Origin of the sequence: Tritonibacter mobilis (assembly GCF_001681715.1) — a bacterium.
In the GTDB taxonomy this organism is placed as follows: domain Bacteria; phylum Pseudomonadota; class Alphaproteobacteria; order Rhodobacterales; family Rhodobacteraceae; genus Epibacterium; species Epibacterium mobile.
Map to the genome: position 1 here is coordinate 47,110 of NZ_LNWY01000013.1, position 18,784 is coordinate 65,893.

Annotated in this window: 17 protein-coding genes; 8 read left to right on the forward strand and 9 right to left on the reverse strand. The window is 61.6% G+C overall.

Annotated elements, in window-relative coordinates:
• Nucleotides 1-3: 3 nt before the first annotated feature.
• The 4 genes from UB90_RS13385 to UB90_RS13400 form a co-directional block, all read right to left on the reverse strand.
• Nucleotides 4-1,941: an acetyl-CoA carboxylase biotin carboxylase subunit gene (locus UB90_RS13385; RefSeq protein ID WP_065326946.1), complete on the reverse strand. Its 1,938-nt coding sequence runs from the start codon at nt 1,939-1,941 to the stop codon at nt 4-6.
• A gap of 80 nt (nt 1,942-2,021) precedes the next feature.
• Nucleotides 2,022-3,626: a carboxyl transferase domain-containing protein gene (locus tag UB90_RS13390; protein ID WP_065326945.1), complete on the reverse strand. Its 1,605-nt coding sequence runs from the start codon at nt 3,624-3,626 to the stop codon at nt 2,022-2,024.
• Nucleotides 3,623-3,784 (reverse strand): hypothetical protein, encoded by a 162-nt coding sequence (locus UB90_RS13395; protein WP_157888767.1) that lies wholly within the window; start codon nt 3,782-3,784, stop codon nt 3,623-3,625. Before UB90_RS13395 ends, UB90_RS13390 begins: the two co-directional genes overlap by 4 nt.
• Nucleotides 3,785-3,963: 179 nt before the next feature.
• Nucleotides 3,964-5,493 carry an AMP-binding protein gene (locus tag UB90_RS13400; protein WP_065326943.1) on the reverse strand — a complete coding sequence of 510 codons (1,530 nt, stop codon included), beginning with the start codon at nt 5,491-5,493 and terminating at the stop codon, nt 3,964-3,966.
• A gap of 149 nt (nt 5,494-5,642) precedes the next feature.
• Here UB90_RS13400 and UB90_RS13405 point away from each other — a divergent pair, with 149 nt between their 5' ends.
• Entirely contained in the window at nt 5,643-6,245 is a 603-nt protein-coding gene (locus UB90_RS13405; protein WP_065326967.1) for an OmpW/AlkL family protein, read from the forward strand.
• Between the two features lie 120 nt (nt 6,246-6,365).
• Here the strand turns inward: UB90_RS13405 and UB90_RS13410 are convergent, their stop codons facing one another.
• Together UB90_RS13410 and UB90_RS13415 are read right to left on the reverse strand one after the other, a co-directional pair.
• Nucleotides 6,366-6,716, reverse strand: coding sequence for a hypothetical protein (locus UB90_RS13410; RefSeq protein WP_065326942.1), 351 nt, complete (start codon nt 6,714-6,716; stop codon nt 6,366-6,368).
• Nucleotides 6,716-7,879: an isovaleryl-CoA dehydrogenase gene (locus tag UB90_RS13415; protein WP_005643856.1), complete on the reverse strand. Its 1,164-nt coding sequence runs from the start codon at nt 7,877-7,879 to the stop codon at nt 6,716-6,718. The genes UB90_RS13410 and UB90_RS13415 overlap by 1 nt, the downstream gene beginning before the upstream one ends.
• Before the next feature lie 277 nt (nt 7,880-8,156).
• On the opposite strand from UB90_RS13415, the gene UB90_RS13420 reads away from it, so the two are divergent.
• A complete protein-coding gene (locus UB90_RS13420) occupies nt 8,157-9,248 on the forward strand; it encodes a Hint domain-containing protein (protein ID WP_065326940.1) in 1,092 nt (363 codons plus the stop codon).
• Between the two features lie 12 nt (nt 9,249-9,260).
• Here the strand turns inward: UB90_RS13420 and UB90_RS13425 are convergent, their stop codons facing one another.
• Nucleotides 9,261-10,466 carry a DegT/DnrJ/EryC1/StrS family aminotransferase gene (locus UB90_RS13425; protein WP_065326965.1) on the reverse strand — a complete coding sequence of 402 codons (1,206 nt, stop codon included), beginning with the start codon at nt 10,464-10,466 and terminating at the stop codon, nt 9,261-9,263.
• Nucleotides 10,467-10,608: 142 nt separating this feature from the next.
• Here UB90_RS13425 and UB90_RS13430 point away from each other — a divergent pair, with 142 nt between their 5' ends.
• Nucleotides 10,609-11,067, forward strand: a complete 459-nt coding sequence (locus tag UB90_RS13430; RefSeq protein WP_065326966.1) for a hypothetical protein — start codon at nt 10,609-10,611, stop codon at nt 11,065-11,067.
• 14 nt (nt 11,068-11,081) lie between these two features.
• Here UB90_RS13430 and UB90_RS13435 read toward each other — a convergent pair whose 3' ends face one another.
• Nucleotides 11,082-11,759, reverse strand: a complete 678-nt coding sequence (locus UB90_RS13435) for an HAD-IA family hydrolase (RefSeq protein ID WP_065326939.1) — start codon at nt 11,757-11,759, stop codon at nt 11,082-11,084.
• 135 nt (nt 11,760-11,894) lie between these two features.
• On the opposite strand from UB90_RS13435, the gene glmU reads away from it, so the two are divergent.
• Genes glmU through UB90_RS13450 form a run of 3 tightly spaced genes read left to right on the forward strand, consistent with a single transcriptional unit; the run spans nt 11,895 to nt 15,732 of the window.
• Nucleotides 11,895-13,244: a bifunctional UDP-N-acetylglucosamine diphosphorylase/glucosamine-1-phosphate N-acetyltransferase GlmU gene (glmU, locus tag UB90_RS13440; RefSeq protein ID WP_009178765.1), complete on the forward strand. Its 1,350-nt coding sequence runs from the start codon at nt 11,895-11,897 to the stop codon at nt 13,242-13,244.
• Between the two features lie 5 nt (nt 13,245-13,249).
• The gene (glmS, locus tag UB90_RS13445) at nt 13,250-15,058 is read left to right on the forward strand and encodes a glutamine--fructose-6-phosphate transaminase (isomerizing) (RefSeq protein ID WP_065326938.1); all 1,809 of its coding nucleotides are present in this window, start codon (nt 13,250-13,252) and stop codon (nt 15,056-15,058) included.
• Nucleotides 15,055-15,732 carry a DNA alkylation repair protein gene (locus UB90_RS13450; protein ID WP_065326937.1) on the forward strand — a complete coding sequence of 226 codons (678 nt, stop codon included), beginning with the start codon at nt 15,055-15,057 and terminating at the stop codon, nt 15,730-15,732. Before glmS ends, UB90_RS13450 begins: the two co-directional genes overlap by 4 nt.
• A gap of 28 nt (nt 15,733-15,760) precedes the next feature.
• Here UB90_RS13450 and UB90_RS13455 read toward each other — a convergent pair whose 3' ends face one another.
• A complete protein-coding gene (locus tag UB90_RS13455; protein WP_227512123.1) occupies nt 15,761-16,354 on the reverse strand; it encodes a hypothetical protein in 594 nt (197 codons plus the stop codon).
• Between the two features lie 104 nt (nt 16,355-16,458).
• Here UB90_RS13455 and moaA point away from each other — a divergent pair, with 104 nt between their 5' ends.
• Both moaA and UB90_RS13465 read left to right on the forward strand, forming a co-directional pair.
• Entirely contained in the window at nt 16,459-17,466 is a 1,008-nt protein-coding gene (gene moaA / locus UB90_RS13460; protein ID WP_065326935.1) for a GTP 3',8-cyclase MoaA, read from the forward strand.
• A 10-nt stretch (nt 17,467-17,476) separates the two neighbouring features.
• Nucleotides 17,477-18,778: a 3-deoxy-D-manno-octulosonic acid transferase gene (locus tag UB90_RS13465; protein WP_065326934.1), complete on the forward strand. Its 1,302-nt coding sequence runs from the start codon at nt 17,477-17,479 to the stop codon at nt 18,776-18,778.
• Nucleotides 18,779-18,784: the final 6 nt, after the last annotated feature.

Here is an 18,784-nt window from a genome sequence, read left to right on the forward strand (position 1 = left end):
GGCTCAGGCGTCTTCCTCCAGCCGGACCAGCGCTGCTCCAGCCTCCACCTGATCGCCCGCTTGCGCAAGAACTTCTGCAACCACGCCGTCACGGGCGGCCAGCAAAGAGTGCTCCATTTTCATCGCCTCCAGGATCGCGAGCCGGTCGCCTTCTTTGACTGCAGCGCCTGCCTCGGCAAAGACCGCCTTGACCAAGCCCGGCATCGGGGCCTCGATCAGGTTGCCATCCCCGGCGGCGCCTGCGGCGCGGTCCAGCGGGTCGATCACCGTAAAGCTCAGCCCGTAGTGATCAAACACCGTGATCGTGTCGCCGCAGATCGAAAGGGGCGGCAGGGGCATGCTGCCAATCACCCAGCCTGAGGCCATGCGGTTCACGGCGATATGCGCGCCCTCAATCGTCCAGTCCTGACGGTCGGGGCCGTCGACCTCGACAGTGGCCTCAAACTGCTCGCCCTGCCACTCCAGCGTGACGGAGCGATGCAGGTCGGCCCACAGCGTAAAGCCCATCTCGGGGCGCGCCTCGATCAGATCAAGCGCAGCCATCGCTGCGGCGGCCTTATGCTCGGGCTTGGCGACCGGTGCTGCCGCGAGTGCGTCGAGATCACGTGCGATCAGGCCCGTGTCCACGTCGCCTGCGGCAAAGCCCGCGTGACGGGTCAGTGCGCCAAGGAAGGCAAGGTTGGTGACAGTTCCGGCAACCTCGGTGCGGGCCAGCGCGTCATCCAGCTGGCGCAGCGCTGCAGCGCGGGAGGGGCCATGTACGATCACCTTAGAGATCATCGGATCATACCACGGGCTGATGGTGTCCCCTGCCCTCACCCCGCTGTCGGCGCGCACACCTTTGGGGAAGGCCAGATGCGAGAGCGTGCCGGTGGCGGGCAAAAAGCCCTTGGGCACGTCCTCGGCATAAAGCCGCGCCTCAAAGGCGTGACCGCTGATGGAGAGATCCTCCTGCTGCAGGGGCAACCCTTCGCCAGAGGCGACGCGTAACTGCCATTCCACCAGATCAACGCCAGTGATGAGTTCGGTTACCGGGTGCTCGACCTGCAAACGGGTGTTCATCTCCATGAACCAGAACCCGTCCGCACGCAGCCCGTCTGAGCCGTCCACAATGAACTCCACCGTGCCTGCGCCCGCATAGCCGATCGCCTCGGCCGCACGCACTGCGGCCTGCCCCATGGCGGCGCGCATCTCTTCGGTCATGCCGGGGGCCGGGGCTTCTTCGATCACCTTTTGGTGGCGGCGCTGCAGCGAACAGTCACGTTCAAAGAGATGCACCGCCGATGTGCCGTCGCCAAAGACCTGCACCTCGATATGGCGTGGTTTCTGGATATATTTTTCAATCAATACCGCCGGGTTGCCAAAGGATGTGGTGGCTTCGCCCTGCGCCGAGGCCAGCGCATCGTTGAAATCCTTGGGGTCCTCGACCAGCCGCATACCCTTGCCACCGCCGCCTGCAACCGCTTTGATCAGGACCGGATAGCCGATGCTCTCGGACTGTTCGGCGAGGAAGCCCGCGTCCTGAGTGTCACCGTGATAGCCGGGAACAACGGGCACGCCTGCCTCTTCCATCAGAGCCTTGGCGGCGTCCTTGAGACCCATTTTGCGGATCGCACTGGCAGAGGGACCGATGAAGGCGAGACCTGCGGCCTCGACCTTTTCTACGAAATCGGGGTTTTCAGAGAGAAACCCATAGCCCGGATGTATGCCTTGCGCGCCGGTGGTTTTGGCGGCGGCGAGGATCTCGTCCTGCAGCAGGTAGCTATCCGCCGGGGCAGGTCCATGACCGATATGGACAGCCTCATCCGCAAGCGCCACATGTTTGGCGTCTCGGTCGGCATCGGAGTAAACGGCGACGGTGCGTACACCCAGACGACGGGCGGTTTCCATCACCCGGCATGCAATTTCGCCACGGTTGGCAATCAGGATCTTGTTGAACATCTTGCGGTGCTCCTTTTGAGGGACCGTCGCGGCCGGGGGCTCTGCCCCCGGACCCCCGGGATATTTGAGGTTAGAAGAGGTTACATGCGGAACACGCCAAAGCGTGTGTCCTCGATGGGGGCGTTGAGGGCGGCGCTGAGCGACAGTGACAGCACATCGCGGCTTTTGCGTGGGTCGATAATGCCGTCATCCCAAAGCCTTGCCGAGGCATAGAGCGGGTGGCTTTGTTCGGCGAACATGTCGATGGTGGGCTGTTTGAACTGCGCCTCTTCTTCAGCGGACCATGTGCCACCCTGCCGTTCGATGGCGTCGCGCTTCACCGTGGCCAGAACGCCCGCCGCCTGCTCGCCGCCCATCACGGAGATGCGCGAGTTGGGCCATGTCCAGAGGAACCGAGGGCTATAGGCGCGCCCCGCCATGCCGTAGTTTCCGGCGCCAAAGGAGCCGCCGACCAGCATGGTGATCTTGGGCACGTTGGTGGAGGCTACCGCCGTTACCATCTTGGCGCCGTGGCGGGCGATGCCTTCGTTTTCGTATTTGCGACCCACCATGAAACCGGTGATGTTTTGCAGGAAGACCAGCGGGATCTTGCGCTGGCTGCAGAGTTCCACGAAATGCGCGCCCTTTTGTGCGGCCTCAGAGAAGAGCACGCCGTTGTTGGCGATGATGCCAATCGGGCAGCCCTTGAGGTGGGCAAAGCCGGTGACCAGCGTTTCGCCAAAGCGGGGTTTGAACTCATCAAAGCGCGAACCATCCACGAGACGCGCGATCACCTCGCGGATGTCATAGGGCGTGCGCAGATCGCCCGGCACCACGCCAAGGATTTCCTCGGGGTCATAGGCGGGCTCTTCGGGGCTCTGCCAGTTCACGCCTTGGGGTTTGGTGCGATTGAGATGGCTGACCGCGCGCCGCGCGAGGGCCAGCGCATGGGCGTCATCCTCAGCGAGGTAATCCGCGACGCCCGAAAGCCGCGTGTGCACATCCCCGCCGCCCAGATCCTCGGCCGAGACGACCTCGCCCGTGGCGGCCTTCACCAGCGGCGGGCCTGCAAGGAAGATGGTGCCCTGCTCCTTAACGATGATGGTGACGTCGGACATTGCCGGCACATAAGCACCACCTGCGGTACAGGAGCCCATGACAACGGCGATCTGCGGAATGCCCTTGGCCGACATCCGCGCCTGATTGTAGAAGATGCGGCCAAAGTGGTCGCGGTCGGGAAAGACCTCATCCTGCTGCGGCAGGTTGGCACCGCCACTGTCCACCAGATAGACGCAAGGAAGGTTGTTTTCCTCGGCAATCTCCTGCGCGCGCAGGTGTTTTTTCACCGTCATCGGGAAATAGGTGCCGCCTTTCACGGTGGCGTCGTTGCAGACCACCATGACCTCCTGACCGTGGACGCGCCCGATGCCTGCGATCACGCCTGCCGCCGGGGCTGCGCCGTCATACATGCCATGAGCCGCCGTCGCGCCGACCTCCAAAAAGGGCGAGCCGGGATCAAGCAGGTTCGCCACCCGGCGGCGCGGCAGCATCTTGCCGCGGCTTTCATGACGGGCACGGGATTTCTCGCCCCCGCCCAAGCGCGCGGCCTCGGCGGCCTCGCTGATCTCGGCCAGTGCGGAGAGATGGGCAGCTTTGTTTGCCTTGAACCCTTCAGAGGAGGGCATTGCCTTGGATTGAAGTTTCATAGTTCCTCCACTTCAAAGAAGAAGTTCATGATAGATTTCGACCACAGTTGCCAAACAACAAGGAATGCCGTGAAGAAGGACAACCCCACCACAAGCCCAGCACCACCGAGAAACAAGAACGCAGAGATAGCCAGCACCGGAACCCCAACCTGAATCAAAACTAGCTCCGTCTCGGCTAGTCTCGACTTCAACCGCAGCCTCGCCCCACAGTTTGGGCACCCTGAAAACTTCTGCATTGGCACGAAATTCAGGCCACCCTTAAAAGTTGTTCTAAGCGCAAAATTGTTCTGTGCGGCTCCGCAACGTGGACAGCTTAGATCAGATTTACCAAACAAGTTTATCTACCTTCCTCCCCCGCAGCCCGCGCCTTGAGTTCCTTACGGATCACCTTGCCCGTGACCGTCATCGGCAGGGCCTCCAGAAAGGCGATCTCGCGGGGATAGGAATAGCTGGCAAGGCGCTCTTTGACGTAGTCTTGCAGCTCTTTTTCGCTTGCGGCGTGGTCCGGTTTCAGCACCACATAGGCCTTGACGATCTCGGTACGCAGGGCGTCGGGCTTGCCGACCACACCGACGGTGGCAACGGCCGGGTGGGTCATCAGGCAATCCTCGATCTCGGAGGGGCCGATACGATAACCGGCAGAGGTGATCACGTCATCCTCACGCCCCACAAAGCGCAGATAGCCCGTCTCCCAAATGCCGCGATCCCCGGTCACCAGCCAGTCGCCGTGAAACTTCTCGGCGGTGGCGTCGGGGCGGTTCCAGTATTCCAGCATCATAGACCCGGAACCACGGCGCACCGCCACGTCGCCTTCCTCGCGGGTGGGCTGGCCGTCTGCGTCGATCACCTCGACCACATGCCCCGGCACCGGTTTGCCGATGCAGCCGGGGCGCACGGGGAAGTCCGCGCCACAGGAGGACACCGTCATATTGCATTCGGTCTGGCCGTAGAATTCGTTGATGGTGACGCCCAGATGATGCTGGCCCCAAGCGAGCATCTCCGCGCCCAGGGGCTCTCCGCCGGAGGCCACGGAACGCAAGGCCCGAAGCCCCTGCCCCGCCGCTTTCAGCATGCGCAGGGCGGTGGGGGGAAAGAAGACGTTGCGCACCTCGCCCAAGCGGATCACCTCGGCGCAGGTGTCTGGCGTGAACTTATCAAGCCGCGCGGCCACCACCGGCACGCCCAGCGCAAGCCCCGGCATGGCGACGTCAAACAGCCCGCCGATCCACGCCCAGTCCGCAGGCGTCCAGAGACAATCACCGGGCTGGCCCAGATGGTCGTGACTGATTGACACGCCCGGCAGGTGCCCTGTCAGCATCCGGTGCCCGTGCAAGGCTCCCTTGGGTTTTCCAGTGGTGCCGGAGGTATAGATAATGACCGCCGGGTCCTCAGATCCAGTATCGGCAAAGGGCACCGTTTCGCCCTCGACGCCAATCTCTGCGGCGATCAGCGGCTCGGCCAGATCGCCAAGCTGCGCCGCGCCCTCCCGGTCGGTCAGCACATATTTTGCACCTGCATCCTCGACCCGGTTGGCAAGGGCGTCGTGCTGAAACAGTTTAAAGAGCGGCACGGAAATGGCGCCGATCTTCCAGATCGCCAGATGCGCCGCCGCACACCACGGCGACTGAGACAGGAGCACGCCAACCCGATCACCGGGGGCGACACGTTGCAGCAATGCGCGCGCCAGACCATCGACCATCACGGCCAGATCACCATGACTCACATCACGGCGGGTCCCGGAGGTGAGGTCGATGATCGCCAGTTTATCACCCGCGTGATCCATCACCTGCGCCGCCATATTGAGCCGCTCTGGAATGTCCCAAGCGCCTGCCTCTGTCAGCCCCGGAATGATGCGTTTGGTAGTCATGTTTAACCCTGCACGTAGCGCATAGCTGATATGCGATTTTTCCCTGTCTTTCCAAAGGGAAAGACAGAGGTAATTTGATCTGGATCAGAGATGTCGCGCGGCTGACGTGGCACTGTCGCGACGTACTGATTGAAGAAGGGATTACCCCCATGAAAACTCTGGTTTCCGCCCTCGCTCTGGGCGTTGCCGCATCGAGCTTCGCCGCCCCTGCCATGGCACAATCGCAGGGCGACTGGACCTTCGGTGTCGGGATCATCAACGTGAACCCAAAATCCGACAATGGCACCCTTGCCGGTGCTGCGGCCAAGATTGACGACGACACCCAACTGTCGCTCACGGCGGAGTACTTCATCCGCGACAACCTCGGCATCGAGCTTTTGGCAGCCACCCCGTTTGAGCATGACATTGCGCTTGGCGGCACCAACATTGGGTCCACCAAACATCTGCCGCCAACCCTGTCGCTGGTCTATCACATCCCCACCAACGGCAAGATCACGCCCTTTGTCGGGTTGGGTGTGAACTACACCACCTTCTTCTCGGAAAAGACTGCGCTGGGGCGTCTGGATCTGGACAACAGTTTTGGCCTTGCTGCAACCGTGGGGGCGGATTGGAAAATCTCTGAGCAGGGCGCGCTGCGTCTGAACGTGCGCTACATGGATATCGACACCGACGCCAAGCTCAACGGGGCCCCCATTGGCACCGCGAGCATTGATCCGATCACTGTGGGTGTCTCTTACGTGCACCGCTTCTGATCCCTTTCAGATGCCGGGTTGGCCCTGCCCGCCCGGCGTTTGATCCAAGTGGCGCCGCCTGCCTGCGGCGCCTTTTTTGTCGCAACCTTCAAAGCGTATTCGCCTGCAATCGGCCCTCTCTCAGGTCTGGGGCGTTGTGGGCGGCGTTTGCCCCAGCCTTGTGACATCAATCAGCCCACCCAACCAATTGACCTGATAGCGAAACCCCACGTCTTGGGCGGTGCCATCAGGGCGACAGGTGACCACAAGCCACGTCCAGAAACCGGCGTCTTTTGCGGGCCGCGCCACGCAATCGCTGAGCTTTGCCCGGCCAGCGGCCCCAGAAACCGCGTGATCCGCGAGATATTTTTGCGCGTAATGCGTGATCACATCGGACTCGGTGATGCCTTGGCGAATGATGCCATAGCGGAACCCGATGCCGGCCAGCACCAATGCCAGCACCGCAATCGGGATCCAGTAGGCGATCCGCATCAGCTCATATGCGACATCAATTCGCGCCCAATCAGCATGCGCCGGATTTCCGATGTGCCCGCGCCGATTTCCATCAGCTTGGCATCGCGGAAGATCCGACCAACCGGATTGTCGCTCAGATAGCCCGCCCCGCCAAAAGCCTGCACCGCCTGATGCGCCTGCGTCATCGCCACCTCAGAAGCATAGAGGCAGCAGGCCGCCGCGTCCTGACGGGTCACCGTGCCCTTGTCGCAGGCCTTGGCGACCTCATAGACATAGGCGCGCGCGGTGTTCATCGCGGTGTACATATCGGCGATTTTGCCCTGCATCAGCTGGAAGTTTCCGATGGGTTGGCCGAACTGTTTGCGCTCTGCCATATAGGGCATCATCTCATCCATGCATGACGCCATGATCCCGGTGCCGATGCCTGCCAGCACCACGCGTTCGTAATCCAGACCGGACATCAGGACGCGCACGCCCTTGCCCTCCTCGCCCAGCACGTTTTCAAACGGCACCTCGACGTCTTCGAACACCAGCTCGGCAGTGTTTGATCCACGCATGCCGAGCTTGTCGAAATGTTTGGAGGTGGAGAACCCTTTGAACTCTTTCTCAATTAGGAAGGCGGTGATGCCTTTGGAGCCTGCTTCGGGATCGGTCTTGGCATAGACCACCAGCGTGTCCGCGTCAGGACCATTGGTGATCCAGTATTTGTTGCCGTTCAAAACATAGCGGTCGTTGCGCTTTTCGGCGCGCAGCGACATCGACACCACGTCGGAGCCCGCGCCAGCCTCGGACATTGCCAGCGCGCCAACATGTTCGCCGGAAATCAGCCGCGGCAGGTATTTTGCCTTTTGCTCGGCGTTGCCGTTGAGCTTGATCTGGTTGACGCAGAGGTTGGAATGCGCGCCGTAAGACAGCGAAACCGAGGCCGAGGCCCGCGCGATTTCCTCGACCGCGACGGTATGCGCCAGATAGGACATGCCAGCGCCGCCATATTCCTCATCCACGGTGATCCCCAGAAGGCCCAGCTCGCCCATCTCTTTCCAGAGGTCGGCGGGGAATTCGTTCTTCTGGTCGATCTCCTGCGCCATTGGCTTGACGCGCTCTTGCGCCCAGCGGTGCACCATGTCGCGCAGGGCGTTTACGTCCTCGCCCAGATCGAATGTCATGCTTGCGTTGAACATTTGCGCGTCTCCTCCCGAGTCACGATATTTAATGAACACTTGTTCAATAAATGCCACAGCCCCGCAGATCGGTCAACGCCGATGTTCGTTCCGCTGCTGCCGCGACGGATTTGTGGACACGCGCGCGGTGGAATGGCGGCCTATCGGTCTTTGCGGGTCGAAAACTTCACATTGGATTGATTTTTTAATCAAAGGGTTACTTTTGGTCCCACTTTGGCCATATCCCCTACCAATAAGTTACCATAAACAGTTTGGCCCGACGGGAGAGATACGTCTCATGCCGCTTCACAATCTGATTCTGAATGGCACGTTTGACAGCGGTGCTGCGCATTGGACGGGCAACGATATCGAAGCCTCGTATAATCAGTCGTCCTACATCAGTGGCGGCTCCGGCAACCGCGTGGCGGAACTGGATGGTCATCGTGGCCAGACCACGGTCATGCAGCAGAGCTTTAGCGTCGACAATCCGATCACAACGCAGCTGACCTTTGATGTGGCGTTGCGCACGGCCTCCAATTCCAATGCGGGTATTGAGGGGTTCGAGGTCGAAATCCTTGATGATGCGGGCAATGTTGTCTCGTCTATGACGGTTCTGCCCACCACCAACAGCTTTAATCAGGTGTCGCTGGACATCACCTTCCCCGCTGCGGGCGATTACACCCTGCGTTTCACAGAGCTTGGCCCCAACGACAGCCTCGGCGCGATCATCGACAATGTGGAGATGATGGTGTGTTTTTGCGCAGGCACGCTGATTGAGACTGCACAGGGGCAACGCCACGTTGAGGATCTGCGCCCCGGCGATATGATTGTCACCGCGCGTGGGCTCAGGCCACTGCGCTGGATGGGGCGGCGCCCGCTGTCGCGTCAGCACCTCGCGCAGAACCCGAAACTGCGCCCGGTGCGGATTGGACGCGGCGCATTAGGCGGCGGCTTGCCGCAACAGCCGCTCTATGTCTCACGTCAGCATCGTATGCTGGTGCGCTCGCGGATTGCTGAGCGAATGTTTGGCGAGGCCGAGGTTTTTGTCGCAGCGGCACGCCTCTTGGATCATCCCGATGTCAGCCTATGCGAGGCGGAGCAGCCGGTGACTTATTTTCACATGCTGTTTGATGCGCATGAGGTGGTCTATGCCAATGGCGCGCCGAGCGAGAGTTTTCTGGTCACGGAGCGCTCTCTTTCGGCGGTCACACCGGAGGCACGGGCAGAGATCACCTATCTGTTCCCGGAACTGGCAGCGGTGGGCGGTGTTTTGACCGCCCCCGCCCGTCCCATTCCACAAAACGCGCGTCAGAAACAATTCATTGCGCGGGCGCTCAAAAACCAACGGGCACTGCTGGAGCCGTCCATGGTCACGCAAATCGCGGTCTAGCGCGACATAGGGTCAGCCATCTGCGCCCTGAGCTTGCCAGACCGCGCTGACCTCGGCGCGGATGATGCGGGCAATTAGTGCGCAATCCTCAAGGCTGAAGGTCAGCGGCACACGCATGTCTATAATGCCCGCAAGGATACGGTCGCTGTCAGGCAGGCTTTGCGCCGGAGCATAGCGCCAGCTGTCGTAGCGCGAGGTAAAGGCGACAGGTTCCGGCACACCAAACCATTTTAGCTCCACGCCACGCGCACCGCAGCGTGTCAGCACCTCCTGGACGGCCTCAGGCGACCAATCCAAGAGCAGGAACTGGATCGAAGAGCCGACATAGACCTCCGCCTCTGGGCGCTCAATCACGGTAAGGCCCGGCGTGTCGCGCAGACCTGCCTCCAGCGTGCGGTAACGCTCATTCCAGCGATCGACCTGAGTGTTCAGATCACGCAGTTGCGGGCGCAGGATCGCGGCGCGCAGATTGTCCATTCGGCCCGAAATATTAGGGGTGTCGTATTTTACCCGCTCAAACACCTCAGGTTCAGGTGCCGCCAAATGGCGGGAATAGAGCATATAAGACCCCGACAGCATAATGGCGCGGGCCGCGACCTCCGCATCATCGGTGATCAGCAGGCCGCCTTCGCCGGAGTTTACGTGTTTGTAGGTCTGACAAGAGTAACAGCCGATTAATCCATGACGCCCAGACAGCGTGCCATTCCAACTGGCCCCCATGGTGTGGGCGCAATCCTCGATCACCGTGACCCCGGCGGCCGTGCAGATCTCCATCAGGCGATCCATATCACACAGATGCCCTCGCATATGGCTGAGCATCAAGACCTTGGCGTCCTGCGCCTTCGCCGCCAGATCCTCAAGGTCGATGGTCAGATCCTCGGTCACACCCACATAGATCGGCGTGCCCCCCACCGAAGCAATCGCCCCCGGCACTGGCGCGAGGGTAAAGGCGTTGGTCAGCACCTTGTCCCCCTGCCCCACCCCGATGGCGCGCAGCGCGGTGGCGAGCGCATAACCGCCCGATGCCACCGCAAGGCAATATTTTGCCCCCATGATCTGCGCAAATTCCTGCTCCAGAAGCGCGGTATCGCCCTGCTCGTCACCGGCAAGGTTGTAGCGGTGAATACGCCCATGGCGCATCACCTCGACGGCGGCGGCGATGGCCTCCTCGGGGATGGGGTCTTGCTGGGTGAAGTTTCCGGTAAATCGCTCTGTCATAAGCAAAGTCATGATCCGCTGCCCGCCCAAGGTCAAGAGCACGCGGGATGCCAGCTTGCCGCAGGTTTTGCGGTTCCCTCGCCCTTCGGCTCAGGGTAGCTTTGGGCGCAACGATGACCCGAACCCGCGAAAGGGCCCTTTTATGTCTTCCATTTTCACCCCGATTGCGCTGGCGGCAGCGATCTACAGCACCGCAGCCGAGGCGCAGGACACCACCAGCCTCACCGCAGAACCGCAGATTGTGACCGGCAAATTCCTGACCGCCACAGAGGTGAAACCGGTGCTGAACGCAACGCAGGCCAATTGGGTCGCGGTGCGTGAATATGACGGGCAGGATCTGGTCTATGTGACCCATCTGTGGGCGTGGCGCTGCGGGCTCTTGCAGATGGAAGTGGCCATCAATGAGGGGGAGTATGAAATCTGGGACATGCCGAAATGCCACGCCGATGAGGGCTCTCCCGGCGCAATCAAGAGCGGCGACGGCGCGCCTTATCGCAGCTTTGAGCTGGGGTCCGTGCAAAACATCAAGGTCCGTCTGGTCTATGATGATCTGACCACCGCAGAGGCCGCGTTCGAGCGCGCGGCAATCATGACGCCCTGAGACCCAATGCGGGGTCAGCCGATGTTGTTGACCCCAATCAGCTCCGCCACGATCCCCGGCAGATCGGCATAATCATGCAACAACGCCTCGGGGTTGAGCGCGGCCATTTCCGGCCCGGCCGGACCAAAAGTCACCAGCACTGACGGCACCCCTGCATTCTTTGAGGTATTGCGGTCAGTGTCGCTGTCCCCGATCAGCACGCACATTTCTGGCGCGCCCCCGGCCCGGCGAGCAGCCTCAAAGAGCGGTTTGGGGTCCGGTTTGCGCACCGGCAAAGTGTCAGCGCCCACGAGAGACGCAAACGCATCACGCACGCCAAGGCGCTGCATCAGTTCCTCAGCCAAGGCTTCGGGTTTGTTGGTGCAGATGCCGACGCCGTAGCCCGCCGCTTTCAGGGCCTCCACCGCGTCCATTGCGCCGGGATACATCACTGTATGCGTGTCGATGCCATCGCGGTAGGCCTCTAGCAGCACGGGGTAGTATTCTTCGACCGTGGCGTCCTTGAACTGGCCCGCACGGATCAGCCCCTCGGTCAGCATACGCTTGCCGCCCCGCAGCGCGATCTTGGCGTCCTCCGGGTGGGTCAGCATGTCACCAAGCCCCATAACGCCAAAGCAGTGATTGGCCGCCGCCAACAAATCCACGGAGGTATCGGCCAGGGTGCCATCAAGGTCAAAGATCACTGTGCGCATCAAAAGTCCTCCGCTTCGGCGCAAATTCGCCGCCAGATATTGCAAGTCGCAACTGAAGTTTATGGTCACGCACCTTGCGCATCCTCTGTTAGCGGATAGAACGGGGGCAACAAAAACTCAAAGGGAAAACACCCCATGAGCACTGCCCTCGTCATCCTCGCCGCAGGCAAAGGCACCAGGATGAATTCCGATTTGCCAAAAGTCCTGCACCCGATCGCACAAGCTCCGATGTTGGAACATGCCATGCGCGCCGGGCGTGCGCTTGACCCGGATCGCACGGTGGTCGTGGCAGGTCATGAGGCAGATCTGGTGCGCGCCGCCACCACCGAGATCGACCCGGATGCCGCCGTGGTTCTGCAAGAAGAGCAACTTGGCACCGGTCATGCCGTCCTGCAGGCGCGTGCGGCGCTTGAGGGGTTTCAGGGCGATGTGGTGGTGCTTTATGGCGACACACCGTTTGTGTCGGCAGACACGCTGGAGCGCATGATTGCCGCCCGCAGCCGCGCTGATCTGGTGATCCTTGGCTTTGAGGCTGCGGACCCTGCACGTTATGGCCGGTTGATCATGGACGGCGAAAGCCTTGAGAAGATCGTCGAGTTCAAGGACGCAAGCGAAGCCGAGCGCGCGATCACCTTTTGCAATTCAGGCCTGATGGCGTGTGATGCGGACGTGATGTTCCGCCTGCTAGATAAGGTCGGCAACGACAATGCCTCTGGCGAATATTACCTGACCGATCTGGTGGAGCTGGCCCGTGCGGACGGGCTTGCGGTGACGGCTGTAGCCTGCCCCGAGGACGAGACGCTCGGCATCAATTCCCGCGCAGATCTGGCCACTGCGGATGCGGTCTTTCAGGCCCGTGCGCGGGCGGAGCTGTTGGACCTCGGCGTCACGCTGATGGCACCAGAGACGGTCTATCTGGCGTTTGACACCATCGTGGGGCGCGACAGCGTGATTGAACCCAATGTCGTCTTTGGTCCCGGCGTCACCGTGGAGAGCGGCGCGTTGATCCGGGCGTTTTCGCATCTTGAAGGCTGTCATGTGTCGCGTGGCGCGAAGATCGGCCCCTACGCCCGCCTGCGCCCCGGCGCGGAACTGGCCGAGGACACCCATGTGGGCAACTTCGTTGAGATCAAAAATGCCGAAATCGCGGCGGGCGCCAAGGTCAACCACCTGAGCTACATCGGCGATGCCTCTGTGGGCGAGGCGACAAATATCGGCGCGGGCACTATCACCTGCAACTATGATGGCGTGATGAAGCACCGCACGGAAATCGGCGCGCGGGCCTTTATCGGCTCCAATACCTGTCTGGTGGCTCCGGTGAAGGTCGGCGATGAGGCGATGACCGCGACCGGCACCATCGTCACCAAGGATGTTGATGACGGAGATCTTGCCATTGCACGCGCCCAGCAGACAAACAAACCCGGCCGCGCGCGCAAGCTGATGGACATGCTGCGCGCGAAAAAAGCGGCGAAGGCCAAAGGATAGATTTTATGTGTGGTATTATTGGGGTGCTCGGCACTCACGAGGTTTCGCCCATTCTGGTTGAGGCGCTGAAGCGACTGGAATATCGCGGCTACGACAGCGCCGGCATCGCCACCGTGAACGGTGGCCATCTGGACCGTCGCCGTGCCGTGGGCAAGCTGGTGAACCTCTCGGATGTATTGGTGCATGATCCGCTGCCCGGGAAATCCGGCATCGGCCACACCCGCTGGGCCACCCACGGCGCACCGACCGTGTCCAACGCGCATCCGCATCAGGCAGGCTGCGTGGCGGTGGTTCACAACGGCATCATCGAGAATTTCAAGGACTTGCGCGACGAGCTTGCTGGTCATGGCATCCGCTTTGTCACTGAGACCGATACCGAAACCGTGGCGCTGCTCTGCGAGTTTTATATGCGTGACGGCACCTCTGCGACGGAGGCCGCGCGCAAAACCGTGGCGCGACTGGACGGCGCTTTTGCGCTGGCCTTCCTGTTTGACGGTCAAGAGGATCTGATGGTCGCCGCGCGCAAGGGCTCGCCGCTGGCCGTGGGCCATGGTGAGGGTGAAATGTATGTGGGTTCGGATGCGATTGCGCTGGCCCCGCTGACGGATCAGATCACCTATCTCGAAGAGGGCGATTTTGCCGTCCTGACCCGACAGAGCCTTGAGATCTGGGACGCCAAGGGCAATCTCGCCAACCGCGAGATGCGCCAGATCAAGCTGGAAAACGCCCGCGTCGACAAGGACGGGCACAAGCACTTCATGGCCAAGGAAATCGCCGAACAGCCGGTTGCTGTTGATAAAGCTCTGAAGGCCTATCTGAGCGACAGCGGCGAGATCCAGATGCCCGAGGGGCTGGATTTCAGCAAGATCGAGCGCCTGTCTCTGGTCGCCTGCGGCACGGCGTATTACGCCTGTATGGTGGCGAAATACTGGCTGGAAACCATCGCGCGCCTGCCGGTCGAGGTCGATGTAGCCTCCGAGTTTCGCTACCGCGAACCGCCCGTCAGCCCCGGCACGCTGGCGCTGTTTGTCTCGCAGTCTGGCGAGACCGCCGACACGCTGGCCGCGCTGCGCTACATGGTGGACAAGGTGGATGTCATCGCCGGGCTGGTAAATGTGTCTGAGAGTTCCATCGCGCGGGAAAGCGATGTGGTGCTGCCGATCTACGCAGGCCCGGAAATCTCCGTGGCCTCGACCAAAGCCTTCACCTGCCAGTTGACGGTGCTGTTGATGCTGGCGCTCAAAGCGGCGCAGGATCGCGGTCTGCCCCTGCCCGAAGGCATGCCCGCCGACCTGCGCGCCCTGCCCGGTCTGATCCATCAGTCGCTGGCGTCTGAAGCACAGATCGCTGCGGCATCGCGCGATCTGGCGGGGGCGCGTGATATTATCTTCCTTGGGCGCGGTCAGCTCTATCCGCTGGCACTGGAGGGCGCGCTGAAGCTCAAGGAGCTGAGCTATATCCACGCCGAAGGCTATGCCTCGGGCGAGTTGAAACACGGGCCCATCGCATTGATTGATGACAGCGTACCGGTGATCGTGATGGCACCGCGTGATGCACTGTTTGAAAAGACCATCTCCAACATGCAGGAGGTGATGGCACGCGGCGGGCGCGTGGTGCTGGTGACGGATGCCGATGGCGCGCGCGAAGCCTCTGACGGAACTGCCGAGGTCATCACCATGCCGCAGGTGCCCGATGCGCTGGCGCCGATCCTCTATGCCATTCCGGCGCAGCAGATCGCCTATTTCACCGCGATTGCCAAAGGTACGGATGTGGACCAGCCGCGCAACCTCGCCAAATCGGTGACGGTAGAATGACGCCGGACGCGGCGCTGGACGCGCTCCGGGCGCAGGTTGAACCGGGGCGCGCAGAGCAGATGATCGCCTATCACAAACAGAGCCGCACGGTTCTGGGTGTCGGCAATGAGGTGCTCAACACGCTGTCGCGTGACTGGCGCGGGCAGCTGGACCTTGAGGCCCGCGTGGATCTTGCCGCAGGTCTGTGGGCCAGTGACATCTTTGAAGCGCGCATTCTCGCGGCCAAGCTGCTGACACAGGCCCGGATCAAGCCGGATACGGCGGTCTGGGATCTTGTGCAAACCTGGGTTCCCGATTTCGACAGCTGGGCGATTGCCGACCACGCGGCCTCGGCCATTTCCAAGCGCTTGCAGGCCGATCCGGCGCGGCTGGATGTGGTCGAAGGCTGGACAACATCAGACCATATGTGGAGCCGCCGTGCGGCGCTGGTCTCCACCCTGCCATGGGCCAAGCTGTCCAATCCAAAACCTGCGGAACTAACCACGCGCGAGCGCATCCTTGGCTGGGCAGCAACCTATGTGCAAGATCGCGACTGGTTCATCCAGAAATCCATCGCGTGGTGGCTGCGGGATCTGTCGAAACATGACGCAGACCGCACCCGTGCGTTTCTCGCGGAACATAGCGATCAGATGAAAGCCTTCGCCCGCAAAGAAGCGGTAAAATACTTGAAATAAAACGCGTAAATTCGGGTTGGCGCAGCGTTTAAGCCGGGCCAACTTTCAATTCGACCAATTCCGTCAAAGGCAAGCCCAGCGCCCGCATCCCGTCAATCGACAGGCGGCTGCCCTGCCCTGCGGCACCTGAGATCGGCTCCAGCGTCACGACGATTGATTTGCCGTTCGGCGCGGTCAGGCGCGCATTGCGGCGCGATGAGACCAGCGGTGTTTCCATCCACAACCCATCACGACCGGGGTCGCCCAGACCTGCGACGGTGGTTTTCTGGCCAACAAAAGACTGCGCGGAGGCCACCACAGGGGCGGGTGCGCTGGTCTGCGATGTGGTTGTTGTCACAGGCGCGACCTCACGGGAGGTGGGCGTGTCCAACGCGGCGGTGCTGACCTCTTGGCGATCAGACGGAGAGGACCATGTGGTCCCACCCGAGGACGAAAGCTCCTGCGTTTGAACTGCAGGCGGCGCATCCGGGGAAACCGGCCTTGAGGGCTCCATCCGCACACCAGAGCCGGAGCCCTGCAGAACCTGAGAACTCAGATGCACACCGCCAAGGGCGTTGCACGCGGAGACCCCTCCGGCAGCGAGCGCGGCAAGGGTCAAATATTTGAACACACGTCGAGTCATGGCGCGACCCTAGCGGCACCGCAGCGCGGATGCCAGTCACAATGCCGCTTGCACCATGCAAGCCCCTATTGTCCTGAGCGAATTACCGCCTTACCTATGTCTTTATGACAGCACCTCTTATTGATCCCTTCGCACGCGCGATCACCTACCTGCGGGTCTCGGTCACAGACCGTTGCGATTTTCGCTGCGTCTACTGCATGTCCGAGAACATGACCTTCCTGCCGAAGAAAGAGCTTCTGACGCTGGAAGAGCTGGACCGCATGTGCTCCACCTTTGTGCATCTCGGGGTCGAGAAGCTGCGCATTACCGGCGGTGAGCCTTTGGTGCGCCGCGATATTATGACCTTTTTCCGGTCGATGACCCGCCATCTGGACAGCGGCGCGCTCAAGGAGCTGACCCTGACCACCAACGGCTCGCAGTTGGAAAAACACGCACAAGCGCTGTTTGATGCGGGTGTGCGTCGGGTCAATGTCTCACTTGATACGCTGGATGAGAAGAAATTTGCGGATGTCACCCGTTGGGGTCGCTTGCCGCAGGTTCTGCGTGGCATTGATGCGGCACAGGCTGCGGGGCTCAGGATCAAGATCAACGCGGTCGCGCTCAAAGGCTTTAACGAGGACGAACTGTTCTCGATGACCGCATGGTGCGCCGAGCGTGGCATTGATCTGACGTGGATCGAAGTGATGCCAATGGGCGATATCGGCAATGAAAGCCGGTTGGGCCAATATTGGTCGCTGAAGGATGTGCGCAAAGCCTACGAGGCCGGCTATCAAGTCACCGATCTGGCCGAGCGCACTGGTGGTCCTGCCCGCTATGTGCGGCTGGAGGAAACCGGCCAGAAGATCGGTTTTATCACGCCGCTCAGCCATAATTTCTGCGAAAGCTGCAACCGGGTGCGCCTTACCTGCACTGGTGAGCTGTATATGTGCCTTGGTCAGGAAGACATGGCCGACCTGCGCGCGCCGCTGCGGGATCACACCGACACAGAGGCCCCGCTGGAAGAGGCCATTCGCGCCGCCATCAACCTCAAGCCCAAGGGGCATGATTTTGACTACTCCCGCCAGACCGTGGACGGCCAGATGCCGCGCCACATGAGCCACACCGGCGGGTAAGGCCCCACATATGAGCGATCAATCGCAGGTCCGCCCGACTCTGCTCTATCATCTTTATCGCGGTGCCTCTGCGCTGCTGGCGCCGCTGATGTGGTCCAAGGTTGCAGGTAAGCTGCGCCAGCACGGTGTGCCAGAGGCGCGGGTACGCGAACGTCAGGGCTATGCCACCCTGCCCCGCCCTGCGGGCCGTCTGATCTGGTTTCATGCCGCAAGCGTCGGAGAGAGCCTGTCGGTGCTGACGCTGATCCACCGACTTGGCGAGGCGGCGCCGGATCTGGAATTTCTGATTACCTCCGGCACGCCGACCTCGGCCGATCTGATTGCCAAGCGGCTGCCACCCCGCACCCGCCATCAGTTTCCGCCGCTGGATACCGGCGCGGCTGTGGCTCGGTTTCTGAACCATTGGAAACCCGACCTCGGCGTTTTTGTCGAGAGCGAGCTATGGCCGCAAATGCTGGTGCGCGCACGGGGGGCGGGCGTGCCGCTGGTGCTGCTGAATGCGCGCCTGTCGCCGAAATCCGTCGCCAGTTGGACCAAACGCCACGCCACGGCGCGGTTCCTGCTGGATCAGTTCGCGCTGATGCTGACGCAGAATGCTCAAACCGCCGTCAACCTGAAGGCCATGGGTGCCGATCCCGCCCGTCTGAAGGAAGGCAGCAACCTCAAGGCGCTCTCCGATCCGCTGCCGGTGGATCAAAACACACTGACAGAGGTCCGCAACGCCATTGGCCCGCGCCCGGTCTGGGTGGCGTCCTCCACCCATGAGGGCGAGGAGGAAACCGTGCTGGCGGCGCATAAGGCGCTGCTGGTGGATCACCCTGATTTGCTGCTGCTGCTGGCCCCGCGCCATCCCAACCGAGGCGACCAGCTGGAGGCGATGATTGCCGAGGCGGGCCTGACCTCGATCCGGCGCAGTCGCGACGCCCTGCCCCGCACGTCGACACAAGTGTATCTTGCCGACACGCTGGGCGAGGTTGGCATCTGGTACAGCCTGTGTCCGCTGGTCTTATTGGGTGGCTCCCTGCGCGAGATTGGCGGTCACAACCCGTTTGAGGTGATGCAGGCCGGTGGTGCGGTGCTAACCGGCCCCGGTGGCTATAATTTTGCCGAATCCTTTGCCGAGCTGATCGAGGTGGGCGCAGCGAAAGAAGTGACCAGCGCCGAGACGCTTACCCATGCGGTCGGGGCTTGGCTGACAGAGCCGCATACCCTAGACACAGCGCGCGACCGGGCGCGCGGCTTTCTTGCGCGCCAGTCCGATCAGATGGATCAAACCGTGACGGCGCTTCTCGAATTGTTGCCGCAGAAATAGAGGGCA